Below are 12,250 nucleotides of genomic sequence, written 5' to 3' on the forward strand. Positions count from 1 at the left end.
ATTCTCCGGAACACAGATTTTCTGTACCGGAGAATTTTTTTATACTGTATCAATGATATAAAAAAAATAAACATCTCCATATGATATCTATTTTGATATCCAGGATGATGTCTATTTTTATAAAACTATATTCAGATCTTTTTATATTTTGTCCGAAGAAGCCATTTCTGATCGATCACTTTCAGCTCTTCTCCAAAACGGATGTGAAGCCTTACAGAACCCGGAAGCTGCTCTACATGCTCAATATTTCCGGTTCCGAATTTCGGATGACTGACATCCTCTCCGATCTCATAGCGTACAATACTGTTCTGAGTATTCCTGTGCTGCTGCTCTCTTCTGTAAGTATCCCGCACCGTTACAGTACGGTCATGGATCGGGCTTCGGAGTTTTTTCTCATAGTTGTGTTTCATCAGAGCTTCCCCTGCCTTATAATATGGCGTTGGTGCCGCACCAGTCAAGGAACAGCAGTATTTCCAGGCACTTCCGTGGGTTCCGTGCTGCCACTGATACTCTGAGGGAATGTGAAAATTATACTGCATATAGTGAGCATATTCATGTTTATAAAGATCCAGTCGGTCTTCTTTTTTCAGAGGATTTTTTACCGCATAGCCGATAAACAGCAGAGAAAAATGGAAATGCTCTTTTTCGTGGCAGCTGCCTCTTGTATAAGATCCCAGCAGATCCGGCTCCATGCCAAAAGTTATAGGGATCTTTGCTCCGTTAAGATGAAATTTTTTATCGAATTCTGCATAGAGACTTCGGATCTGAGCTGTAAGTATTGGAATTTCTTTCTGTAGGGCCTGTGAAAGTGTCTGATCGATCATTGTATCTGCAACTCCTTATCGTCACCTTTTGCAAATTTATAAAATGAACAATCGCTACTATATCATTTTTCGGAAAAAATGTAAACACCTGAAAAAAATTACTGATCCAGTTCTTTCCTCACATCCGGGAACATTTCCACACAACGTTTCAGGATTCCCTGCATGTAGGCAATGGCAATTCCGTAATTGGTGATAGGAATCTCCTGATCCAATGCACATTTCTGACGGTAACGCATTTCTCTCTCATTAAGCATACATCCGCCACAATGCACGATCAGACTGTACTTCGTCACATCCTCCGGGAAATCTCTTCCGGAGGAATACTCAAATTCCAGCTCTTTCCCCGTATAATTACGGATCCAGCGTGGAAGCTTGACTGTTCCGATATCATCACACTGCCTGTGGTGGGTACATCCCTCTGAGATCAGGATCTTGTCACCGTCTTTCAGCCGGTCCAGTGCTGCTGCCCCAGCTGCCGCTGTCTTTAGATTTCCTTTAAATCTGGCAAACAGAATAGAGAATGAAGTAAGCCAGATGTCTTCTGGAGTTTCTTCACTGACTCTGGCAAAGACCTGGCTGTCTGTGATTACAAGCTTTGGTTTTTTCCCCAAGGTTTCCAGTGTATTGGAAAGCTCATCCTCTTTGATCACGATGGCTGCTGCTCCGGCTTCCAGCACATCACGGATCGTCTGCTGCTGCGGAAGGATCAGACGCCCTTTTGGTGCAGCTTTATCTATGGGAACTACAAGAATCGCAAAATCTGATGGTTCAAGGAGATCCCCTACCAGACGCAATTTCAGTTCATCCGTTACTGCCAGCGAAGCGATCTTTTCTTTCAATTCGTAGATATTCTGACCGGTGGCGGCGCTGGCATAAATAGATTGCTCTGTGTTCTGGTTTTCATGATCCTGTTTCTGGCTGACACTACTCTCTTTGACCGCACCCGCATGGGTATTCCAGTTTAAGTTATTATCTGAAGAAAGCCGGTTCCCATCTTTTGTTTTCAGCAGATCTGCCTTGTTATAAACAACCAGATATGGAATCTCCTTCTCTTTAAAAATATGGATCAATTCTTCATCCACACTGGTTTTTCCCACAGTGGCATCTACTACAAGAACTGCTACATCCACTCTGTTCAACACCTGTTTCGCCTTGCGGACGCGAAGTTCTCCAAGATGTCCTTCATCATCAATACCTGGTGTATCTATGATCACCACCGGGCCCATAGGAAGTAGTTCCATGGCCTTACTTACCGGATCTGTAGTAGTTCCCTTTACATCGGATACCACAGCCAGCTCCTGGCCTGTCACCTTATTTACGATACTGGATTTTCCTGCATTTCTTCTGCCAAAAAAACCGATATGTACACGGTCTGCTGACGGTGTTTCATTCATTCCCATAATTTATCCTCTTTTCTTTCAGCATCAGACAGGTCCTCATCCTTTCCTGTTCCTATCAACCTGCTTCTTTTTGATTTTTCAAAAGCCGGACATTCCTTCCACTCTTATATCATAGTGTAGTATCTCTTTCAGCATTTCTTTTATCCAACTGTGTGGGACGTGTCATATTGAAATCATAAAGTCGATCCAGCTTTTTGATCTGATCCTGGATGATCTCATCATCATTAGGAAGATATAGCTCTCCTGTATGCATTTTTTCTCATTGAGCGCATGTCAGCACCTCCTTTTTTGCGTTTTTACAAAAATGATATTTTTTATGTTATCATATCCTATATTCACCTACAAGCATGAATTTTCTGAATAATCCGAGGCTTTTTCGTGAATCTGTTATATTTATATATAATCTGCAGATTTATCTTCTGTCAACAGATTTCTGTATTTTTGCTATTCACAAAATCTTCCACCCTGTCGGATCACTTTATTTTTCTGCTCTGTTTCCAATTCTTCATCGGTAAAGATCAACTGGTACTCACTGACATCATTATATTTTATGAGATTTTTTTGCCAAACTTGGTATGGTCCGCCAGAAGATAGCTTTCCTCTGCATTGGCATACACGCAGCATTTCACAGCTGCTTCGATTTCTCTAGTGGCCGATGCTCCAAAAGAGGCATCTACTGCACTGGATCCAAAAAAAGCTTTGTCATAATGAAATCTGGATATATTTTTATTTTGTTATTTATGTGCTATTTTATATACAGAAACACCGATACTCATCTTTTGCAGAAAGGATCTCGAATATGAAACCATTATCTTCATTTAAGCCACAGGCTGTTTTCAGCGATATTGACGGCACTTTACTAACCTCAGAACATGTGGTATCTCCGCTGACCAGTTCCGCCATTCATACTTTGACAGATCAGGGCGTTCTGTTTACTATTTCTTCAGCACGAAGCCCTTCCGGCATCCGTCCTATTATTAAAAAAAATGATTTCCATTGTTGTACCATTGCATTCAGTGGTGCACTAATCCTGGATGAAGATCAAAATATCCTTTACGAAAAAGGAATAAGCATTTCCGACGCTTCCAAAATCATTGATGTGATCGAAAAAAAATGTCCTCACGTGACCTGGAATGTTTTTACCTCAGAAGACTGGATCGTAAAAGACCGGACAGACCCTCATGTGATCCATGAAGAAACGGTTGTGGAAACTACCTCTATAGAGGGATCCCTTCAGTCTCTCTCAGATACGCTTATGGTAGATAAAATCCTGTGTATGTGCGATTCTGAATATATGTCACCGTCAGAAACACTTCTTCGCAAATATTTTCCGGAATTATCTATTGCAAGATCTTCCGATTCTCTTCTGGAGATCATGGCTGGCGGCATAAACAAAGCGGAAGCTGTAAAATATCTTTGTGAGCTTCGAAAAATCCCTCTTACCAGTACTATTGCATTCGGAGATAATTATAATGATCTGGAAATGCTGGAGGCAGTAGGATGTGGAGTTTTGATGGGAAATGCACCTTCTGAGCTGCAAAAACATTTCTCTTTTGTAACAAAGAGTAATGATCAGGACGGGATTTTTCAGGCCTTTAAAGAATTGGGAGTTCTGAATTAAAGAATATTTATAACAAATAGAAAGTCTCTTCCAGAAGATAATTTTTTATCTGTACCTGTGAAAGAGACTTTCTGTATTTCAGTAGATATTATTTATTTCAGTACCGTTCCGGCTTTAAAAGCATCGCCGACTTTTTCGCCAAGACGGATATATGCATTGTTGAACGGATCAAAAGTGATCGGTGCTGCTTTTGCAACATCTACGTTTCCATTTTCATCCAGAACGCTCTCATCCACGCTGACATTTACGATCTCACCGATCAGCCGGCAGGTGTCTTTGTCATAGCTTTTCAGCTTACATTCTATACAGATTGGAAGCTCTTTGATAATAGGTGCATCTACTTTTTCAGATTTTTCTGCTGTAAATCCGGCTTTTACAAATTTATCCGGCTCTTTGTTTCCGGAAACAATTCCTACATAGTCGCAGGCTGTCATATGCTCCACATCTGCCATACTTACTGTAAAAGCGCCTTTTTTCAGGATGTTTTCAGTTGTTTTATGATTTTCACTGACACAGATGGAAATTTCCTTATCATCGCTGATTCCTCCCCAGGCTGCATTCATAACATCCGGTTTTCCATCTTCACCATATGTAGCGATCATTAATACCGGCTGTGGATAAGTGTAAGGCTTTGCTCCGAAATCTTTTCTCATGATCTTTCACTCCTTTATTGTATTGCCGTTACTTTTTATAAATTGACGTACAAGCTGCAGACCTCCCAGCGGAACACAGAATTTCTCTCTGTGCTGACTACATTGCTGATACGTTTCTTCCAGATCAAACCACTGTACCTCTTCTACTTCTTCCTTTTGAAGTGTAAGATGATCGATCTCTACCGGGTGATCGTAAATATAAACAAAAGCGATTTCTTCATCCCGGAATATTTTTCCATGAAATTCTCTGGCAAAAGATATGGGGAATTTTCCTGCAAACTGCAGATCAGCTGATTCTGCATGGATTCCCAGTTCTTCTTCCAGTTCCCGTAATGCCGATTCCATTGGTTCATCTCCCGCCTGTATGTGACCTGCAGATGAAGTATCAAATTTTCCAGGAAAGGAGTCCTTGTTTCTGGATCTTTTCTGAAGAAGGATCTCTGTTTTTTCATTCCTCCGACGGATGATCCAGATATGAGCAGTACGATGAGGGATTCCTTCTGCGTGAGCAATACTCCGTTCTACGATCTTTCCAGTGGGATTTCCGTTTTCATCTATGATATCAAATAATTCCATTTTTTTGCTTCTTTCTCATAAATTATTCATTCTTAACCAAACCAATTTCATTCTAGCATGATTTCGAAATAGTTTCCAGTCTGTTATCAGAAAACATTCTATAGGGGATTACTTGATTCGGTCAAATATTACGATATATATAACGGATATTTATACAAACATATAAAAAGTGCCTGTAAACAATTCCTTGTTTACAGGCATAAAAAAACTCCCCCTGTTGGACTCGAACCAACGACACTGCGGTTAACAGCCGCATGCTCTACCGACTGAGCTAAGGAGGATTACTTAAATATTTAATTAAGGTTTGTACCTTAAAAACTACATACATGCCTGTTGATCGTTAATCAAACTCTTTGAATCAATTCTAACCTGCGTACCGATACTCCAGCGGTGGTCATCTCACGACTCCGTCGTTCGATGTCATTTGCTTCGCAAATGTTCAGTCTGTACCATAAATGGTTCTCCACAAGCAAGCTTGTTCCGCCCCATTTCTGTTACATCCTGTCCGCTTCCTCGGCTTGTTGGTCAAGCCCTCACCCGATTAGTAACAGTCAGCTCCATGTGTTACCACACTTCCACCTCTGCCCTATCTACCTCGTCGTCTTCAAGGGGGTTTACTTCACTAAGAATGGGATATCTCATCTTGAGGGGGGCTTCACGCTTAGATGCCTTCAGCGTTTATCCCTTCCGGACTTGGCTACCCGGCCATGGCTTTGGCAAGCCAACCGGTCCACCAGCGGTCCGTCCATCCCGGTCCTCTCGTACTAAGGACAGCTCCTCTCAGATATCCTACGCCCACGCCGGATAGGGACCGAACTGTCTCACGACGTTCTGAACCCAGCTCGCGTACCGCTTTAATGGGCGAACAGCCCAACCCTTGGGACCTACTACAGCCCCAGGATGCGATGAGCCGACATCGAGGTGCCAAACCACTCCGTCGATGTGAACTCTTGGGAGTGATAAGCCTGTTATCCCCAGGGTAGCTTTTATCCGTTGAGCGATGGCATTCCCACTTAATACCACCGGATCACTAAGCCCTACTTTCGTACCTGCTCCACCCGTCGGTGTCGCAGTCAAGCTCCCTTCTGCCTTTGCACTCTTCGAATGGTTTCCGTCCATTCTGAGGGAACCTTTGGGCGCCTCCGATACCCTTTCGGAGGCGACCGCCCCAGTCAAACTCCCCGCCTGGCATTGTCCCACCGCCGGTTCACGGCGGCTGGTTAGAAGCCCAATATCACAAGGGTGGTATCCCAACAGCGGCTCCGCGGCAACTGACGTTACCGTTTCTCAGCCTCCCACCTATCCTGTACATGCAACACCGGACCCCAGTGCCAAACTGGAGTAAAGCTCCATGGGGTCTTTCCGTCCTGGCGCGGGTAGCCAGCATCTTCACTGGCACTTCAATTTCACCGGATGTATTGCCGAGACAGCGCTCAAATCATTACGCCTTTCGTGCGGGTCGGAACTTACCCGACAAGGAATTTCGCTACCTTAGGACCGTTATAGTTACGGCCGCCGTTTACTGGGGCTTAAATTCAAAGCTTCGACTTACGTCTAACCTCTCCTCTTAACCTTCCAGCACCGGGCAGGCGTCAGCCCATATACCTCACCTTTCGGTTTCGCATAGACCTGTGTTTTTGCTAAACAGTTGCTTGAGCCTATTCTCTGCGGCCTGCTCTCGCAGGCACCCCTTCTCCCTAAGTTACGGGGCCATTTTGCCGAGTTCCTTGGCAATACTTCTTCCGCCGGCCTTAGGATTCTCTCCTCATCCACCTGTGTCGGTTTACGGTACGGGTACAATATGAACGATAGCGGCTTTTCTTGACGCATGGCTCACGGGCTTCGTTACTAAAATTCACTCCACATCACGTCTTCCCATTGCATGGCGGATTTTCCTACCATACTGGTACCTCGCTTGTACCGGGCTTTCCATTCCCGGCTCCCGCTCTCCTTACGTGTCCCCACAGTTCTGTCATACTGCAGTACAGGAATATCAACCTGTTGTCCATCGGCTACGGCTCTCGCCCTCACCTTAGGTCCCGACTCACCCAGGGCAGATCAGCTTTACCCTGGAAACCTTGGATATTCGGCCTAGAGGATTCCCACCTCTATCTCGCTACTCATTCCGGCATTCTCTCTTCCATGCAGTCCACAGCTCCTTCCGGTACTGCTTCTTCCCGCATGCAATGCTCCTCTACCAATCTTTTCAGATTCCTTAGTTTCGGTGGCGCGTTTCAGCCCCGGACATTTTCGGCGCAGGACCTCTCGACCAGTGAGCTATTACGCACTCTTTGAATGTATGGCTGCTTCTGAGCCAACATCCTGGTTGTCTTCGAAATCCCACATCCTTTTCCACTTAACGCGCACTTTGGGACCTTAACTGTAGGTCTGGGCTCTTTCCCTTTTGACCGCCCAACTTATCTCGTGCAGTCTGACTCCCGGTGATATCTACACGGCATTCGGAGTTTGATATTCTTCGGTAGGCTTTGACGCCCCCTAGGAAATTCAGTGCTCTACCTCCGCAAGACTCACACCGAGGCTAGCCCTAAAGCTATTTCGAGGAGAACCAGCTATCTCCGGGTTCGATTGGAATTTCTCCCCTATCCACACCTCATCCCCACCCTTTTCAACGGATGTGGGTTCGGTCCTCCACTACCTCTTACGGCAGCTTCAACCTGGACATGGATAGATCACCCGGTTTCGGGTCTACTCCTACTGACTCTGGCCCTATTAAGACTTGGTTTCCCTACGGCTCCACACCTGAAGTGCTTAACCTTGCCAGTAAGCGTAACTCGCCGGACCGTTCTACAAAAAGTACGCGGTCGTACATATAAAGTACTTCCACAGCTTGTAGACACAGGGTTTCAGGTTCTCTTTCACTCCCCTCCCGGGGTCCTTTTCACCTTTCCTTCACAGTACTATGCGCTATCGGTCACTAAGTAGTATTTAGCCTTAGGGGGTGGTCCCCCTTACTTCCCACAAGGTTCCTCGTGTCTCGTGGTACTCCGGATCCTGCTCAGTCAGCTCTGCTTTCACGTACGGGGCTTTCACCCTCTTCGGCCGGCTTTCCCAAAACCGTTCTGTTAGCTTCGCTGAATCTTAAATGCAGTCCATGACCCCGGCATGCACGCACACCGGTTTAGGCTCCTCCGCGTTCGCTCGCCGCTACTTACGGAATCGATGTTTCTTTCTTTTCCTCCGGGTACTTAGATGTTTCAGTTCCCCGGGTTCCCTTCCATACGTTATGGATTGGCGTATGGATGCATGAGGTCTGCTCATGCGGGTTTCCCCATTCAGACATCTCCGGATCACGGGATATTTGCTCCTCCCCGAAGCTTTTCGCAGCTTATCACGTCTTTCATCGGCTCTTAGTGCCAAGGCATCCGCCCTGTGCCCTTATTGCTTGACCTTTCGCTTCATCACCCTAGCGTAGGTGATGCGGTCTCTTGATTCTCTGTTGTATCACGCTCTCGCGTTTTACAACGGTGTTTGATTACTCTGTTCATAACAGATAAATCGATGTCTTCCTATCTTTGCGTTTGCATTAATTTCTTAATACTTTGCGTTTAAGGATATTTGATTAACTTAATCAAATTTCATGTATGCAGTTTTCAAGGTACAATGCTGACTGATGTTTTATCAGCCATCTGAAAGGAAAATAGCTTTTTCTCTCAGATCACTGGTAAAACCAGCATCTATCTCATCAGGTTTCCCTGTTCTTCTTTTTTTGATCTGGCGCCCACCTGCTCTCCCACACCGTCTCCAGTGCAGTACCATCGGCCGATTGGGTCTTAACCGTCGTGTTCGGGATGGGAACGGGTGTGTCCCCCAACCGCATCGGCACCAGAAATATCATTATTCAGTTGCCTTGATAACTCAACAGTAAAACACATTCTTACTCTCTACTTTTTCCTTAGAAAGGAGGTGATCCAGCCGCACCTTCCGATACGGCTACCTTGTTACGACTTCACCCCAGTCATCGGTCCCGCCTTCGGCAGCTCCTTCCTTGCGGTTAGGTCACTGACTTCGGGCGTTACTGACTCCCATGGTGTGACGGGCGGTGTGTACAAGACCCGGGAACGTATTCACCGCGGCATTCTGATCCGCGATTACTAGCGATTCCAGCTTCATGTAGTCGGGTTGCAGACTACAGTCCGAACTGGGACGTTATTTTTGGGATTTGCCCACCCTCGCAGGTTCGCTTCCCTTTGTTTACGCCATTGTAGCACGTGTGTAGCCCAAATCATAAGGGGCATGATGATTTGACGTCATCCCCGCCTTCCTCCAGGTTATCCCTGGCAGTCTCCTCAGAGTGCCCGGCCGAACCGCTGGCTACTGGGGATAGGGGTTGCGCTCGTTGCGGGACTTAACCCAACATCTCACGACACGAGCTGACGACAACCATGCACCACCTGTCACTTCTGCCCCGAAGGGAAGGAACGGTTAAGTTCCGGTCAGAAGGATGTCAAGACTTGGTAAGGTTCTTCGCGTTGCTTCGAATTAAACCACATGCTCCACCGCTTGTGCGGGTCCCCGTCAATTCCTTTGAGTTTCATTCTTGCGAACGTACTCCCCAGGTGGAATGCTTAATGCGTTTGCGGCGGCACCGAAGAGCTTTGCTCCCCGACACCTAGCATTCATCGTTTACCGCGTGGACTACCAGGGTATCTAATCCTGTTTGCTCCCCACGCTTTCGAGCCTCAACGTCAGTTACCGTCCAGTAAGCCGCCTTCGCCACTGGTGTTCCTCCTAATATCTACGCATTTCACCGCTACACTAGGAATTCCGCTTACCTCTCCGGCACTCAAGACGGGCAGTTTCCAATGCAGTCCCGGGGTTGAGCCCCAGCCTTTCACATCAGACTTGTCCATCCGTCTACGCTCCCTTTACACCCAGTAAATCCGGATAACGCTTGCCCCCTACGTATTACCGCGGCTGCTGGCACGTAGTTAGCCGGGGCTTCTTAGTCAGGTACCGTCATTTTCTTCCCTGCTGATAGAAGTTTACATACCGAGATACTTCTTCCTTCACGCGGCGTCGCTGCATCAGGGTTTCCCCCATTGTGCAATATTCCCCACTGCTGCCTCCCGTAGGAGTCTGGGCCGTGTCTCAGTCCCAATGTGGCCGTTCACCCTCTCAGGCCGGCTATGGATCGTCGCCTTGGTGGGCCGTTACCTCACCAACTAGCTAATCCAACGCGGGTCCATCTTATACCACCGGAGTTTTTCACACTGAGCCATGCAGCTCTGTGCGCTTATGCGGTATTAGCAGTCATTTCTGACTGTTATCCCCCTGTATAAGGCAGGTTACCCACGCGTTACTCACCCGTCCGCCACTAGAAACAATCTAAATCTGCCGAAGCTTCAATAAAAGGTTTCCCGTTCGACTTGCATGTGTTAAGCACGCCGCCAGCGTTCATCCTGAGCCAGGATCAAACTCTCTGATAAAATGTTTGATTCGTTTACTCAAGACAACCGTTTGGCTATCTCTCGTTTTTACTGCTTTTGGTTTGTTTAAACCGTTCTTTAAATGTAAAGAAATTTTCGAGAATCGTATGTGTTTCACTGTTTAGTTATCAAGGTTTGTTTTGTCTGTCTCTCAGACAGCTCGTTTATTTTATCTCATCTCTTTTTGTTTGTCAAGCACTTTTTTAAGTTTTTTTCAAACATTTTTGAGTTAAGATCTTGTTGTCGTTTTGTTGACGACTTGGATACTTTATCATATCTTCTGTCTTTTGTCAACTGTAAATTTCATTTTTCTGAAATTCTTTTTAATTGTTTGTTTTTCAAGAACAATTATTTGCGACAGCTCAGTTATAATACCACTGGGAGTTATGCTTGTCAACCATAAATTTCAATTTTTTTAGATTTTCCTGGAAGTTTGTTTTTATAGGACAATTTTTTATTCTTATTTGTAATTTTTAGGATTATCTTTGTTGTTGTTTATTGTGTTGTTTATCGTGTTGTTTTTTAATAATAAGTCTCTTCGCTGGATGGCGCTACGCCGGTCGCATTTTCAATGCGGGAATATGCAGGGGGAAGGCCATCTCAGAGTTCCGTAGCCCGAAGGCCCTCCCCCTGCACCCCCACCCTCTTGGGCACGGAAGTAGTTCTTCGTTGTTGTGTGTGCAGCGTTGTTGACTTTTGTCTGTATGCTGCGGTACTCAGAATAGAACGTTGTGCCGATCTGGTTTCTGTATTCTTCGGTACTTATGGTGGTACGCTGTGCCGATCTGCGATCTGCGATCTGGTTCTGGGATTCTTCGGTACTTATAGTGGTACGCTGGGCCGATCTGGTCCCTGTATTCTTCGATATTTATGGTGATACACTGGGCCGATCCTGTTTCTGTATTCTTCGATACTTATAGGAATATTCTGTACCGGTCTGACATTTCAGGACAGGACGCCCAGTCCGCTTCCATCCCCCGCATGTTTTTTCCTGTCGGCTGGAAGCGTCAGCCAGAGGAAGGTGGCATCGGGCCGGGCTGCTGCGGAGGAGGGGTGATTACTACTTGGGCTGCGGGAGACGGCGTTATTGCGGCAGGGCCTGCTGTCTGAGCCGCAGGCGAGTTCTGGCCCTGCCGCAATGCTTTTAGCCGTCTCACGGAGCCCTAGTAGTATCCCCCGACGGAGTCCCTGCCCGGAGCGATGCCACCTTCCTCTGGCGTCCCTCAACCACATCCACCCACAAAACCTCAAAAACCCCACCGACTGCATCCACTCCCCGGACCGATGCCACCTCCCTCTGGCGTCCCTCTCCATCCCAACAAAAAAAACGGCACCCGGCAGTTCCAACACTGCCAGACACCGAAACCAAAACACCCGTCAAACAGACCTATACAATATATAATCAACATTCGCTATCCGCTCAACTCAATTACCACCAGAAAGTTCTCTCAGCAACTCAAGATCGCTGGCCTGCACTTTAATATTCGTAGTCAGCTTCTCACCCTCAGGGCTAATATACGTCACCTCAAGAATACTCCCCTCACGAATCCCCCGCCGGGAAACCGCACTACAAAATGCCGGAAACTTCGGATGATTCTGTTTAAATGTATTCCATGCATTCATAACCTTCATCATATTTCCAATATTTCCAATATTACCAATACCCATAACCAACACCAGCCTTTCCCTTACTATCATCTATGTTTTTTTATCTATTAACCCAAACACA

At 46.1% G+C, this 12,250-nt stretch carries 8 protein-coding genes, 1 tRNA gene and 3 rRNA genes; 1 reads left to right on the plus strand and 11 read right to left on the minus strand.

The features are described 5' to 3' along the window. Positions 1–131: 131 nt before the first annotated feature. The 4 genes from CCC17_RS09630 to CCC17_RS15215 form a co-directional block, all read right to left on the minus strand. Positions 132–824: a hypothetical protein gene (locus CCC17_RS09630; RefSeq protein ID WP_015526812.1), complete on the minus strand. Its 693-nt coding sequence runs from the start codon at positions 822–824 to the stop codon at positions 132–134. Positions 825–922: 98 nt separating this feature from the next. Continuing rightward, positions 923–2,224 (minus strand): [FeFe] hydrogenase H-cluster maturation GTPase HydF, encoded by a 1,302-nt coding sequence (hydF, locus tag CCC17_RS09635; RefSeq protein WP_287083013.1) that lies wholly within the window; start codon positions 2,222–2,224, stop codon positions 923–925. A 109-nt stretch (positions 2,225–2,333) separates the two neighbouring features. Further along, positions 2,334–2,477, minus strand: coding sequence for a maltose acetyltransferase domain-containing protein (locus tag CCC17_RS09640; RefSeq protein WP_015526815.1), 144 nt, complete (start codon positions 2,475–2,477; stop codon positions 2,334–2,336). A 295-nt stretch (positions 2,478–2,772) separates the two neighbouring features. Further along, positions 2,773–2,946, minus strand: coding sequence for a hypothetical protein (locus tag CCC17_RS15215; RefSeq protein WP_442859776.1), 174 nt, complete (start codon positions 2,944–2,946; stop codon positions 2,773–2,775). A gap of 77 nt (positions 2,947–3,023) precedes the next feature. On the opposite strand from CCC17_RS15215, the gene CCC17_RS09645 reads away from it, so the two are divergent. Further along, positions 3,024–3,845: a Cof-type HAD-IIB family hydrolase gene (locus tag CCC17_RS09645; RefSeq protein WP_175442967.1), complete on the plus strand. Its 822-nt coding sequence runs from the start codon at positions 3,024–3,026 to the stop codon at positions 3,843–3,845. Between the two features lie 92 nt (positions 3,846–3,937). Here the strand turns inward: CCC17_RS09645 and CCC17_RS09650 are convergent, their stop codons facing one another. The 7 genes from CCC17_RS09650 to CCC17_RS09680 form a co-directional block, all read right to left on the minus strand. Further along, positions 3,938–4,498, minus strand: coding sequence for a flavin reductase family protein (locus CCC17_RS09650; protein WP_092070928.1), 561 nt, complete (start codon positions 4,496–4,498; stop codon positions 3,938–3,940). A 6-nt stretch (positions 4,499–4,504) separates the two neighbouring features. Next, positions 4,505–5,074, minus strand: a complete 570-nt coding sequence (locus tag CCC17_RS09655; protein WP_287083014.1) for an NUDIX hydrolase — start codon at positions 5,072–5,074, stop codon at positions 4,505–4,507. A gap of 208 nt (positions 5,075–5,282) precedes the next feature. Then, positions 5,283–5,355, minus strand: a tRNA-Asn gene (locus tag CCC17_RS09660). Between the two features lie 240 nt (positions 5,356–5,595). Next, positions 5,596–8,483: ribosomal RNA gene (locus CCC17_RS09665) — 23S ribosomal RNA — on the minus strand. Between the two features lie 321 nt (positions 8,484–8,804). After that, positions 8,805–8,922 (minus strand): 5S ribosomal RNA (gene rrf / locus CCC17_RS09670). 69 nt (positions 8,923–8,991) lie between these two features. Next, positions 8,992–10,521: ribosomal RNA gene (locus tag CCC17_RS09675) — 16S ribosomal RNA — on the minus strand. Together the 16S, 23S and 5S rRNA genes with 1 tRNA gene alongside form the textbook arrangement of a ribosomal RNA operon. A 1,425-nt stretch (positions 10,522–11,946) precedes the next feature. Continuing rightward, positions 11,947–12,189 carry a hypothetical protein gene (locus CCC17_RS09680; protein ID WP_015525915.1) on the minus strand — a complete coding sequence of 81 codons (243 nt, stop codon included), beginning with the start codon at positions 12,187–12,189 and terminating at the stop codon, positions 11,947–11,949. Positions 12,190–12,250 lie beyond the last annotated feature (61 nt).

Source organism: Blautia sp. LMAG:36, assembly GCF_008680535.1.
Classification (GTDB): Bacteria; Bacillota; Clostridia; order Lachnospirales; family Lachnospiraceae; genus Blautia_A; species Blautia_A fusiformis.

What these genes read in the sequence shown, in the direction of transcription:
- CCC17_RS09630 (WP_015526812.1), bottom strand. Translation starts at nt 824, where the DNA reads ATGATCGATCAGACACTTTCACAGGCCCTACAGAAAGAAATTCCAATA.
- hydF (WP_287083013.1), bottom strand. Translation starts at nt 2,224, where the DNA reads ATGGGAATGAATGAAACACCGTCAGCAGACCGTGTACATATCGGTTTT.
- CCC17_RS09640 (WP_015526815.1), bottom strand. Translation starts at nt 2,477, where the DNA reads ATGCATACAGGAGAGCTATATCTTCCTAATGATGATGAGATCATCCAG.
- CCC17_RS09645 (WP_175442967.1), top strand. Translation starts at nt 3,024, where the DNA reads ATGAAACCATTATCTTCATTTAAGCCACAGGCTGTTTTCAGCGATATT.
- CCC17_RS09650 (WP_092070928.1), bottom strand. Translation starts at nt 4,498, where the DNA reads ATGAGAAAAGATTTCGGAGCAAAGCCTTACACTTATCCACAGCCGGTA.
- CCC17_RS09655 (WP_287083014.1), bottom strand. Translation starts at nt 5,074, where the DNA reads ATGGAATTATTTGATATCATAGATGAAAACGGAAATCCCACTGGAAAG.
- CCC17_RS09680 (WP_015525915.1), bottom strand. Translation starts at nt 12,189, where the DNA reads ATGGGTATTGGTAATATTGGAAATATTGGAAATATGATGAAGGTTATG.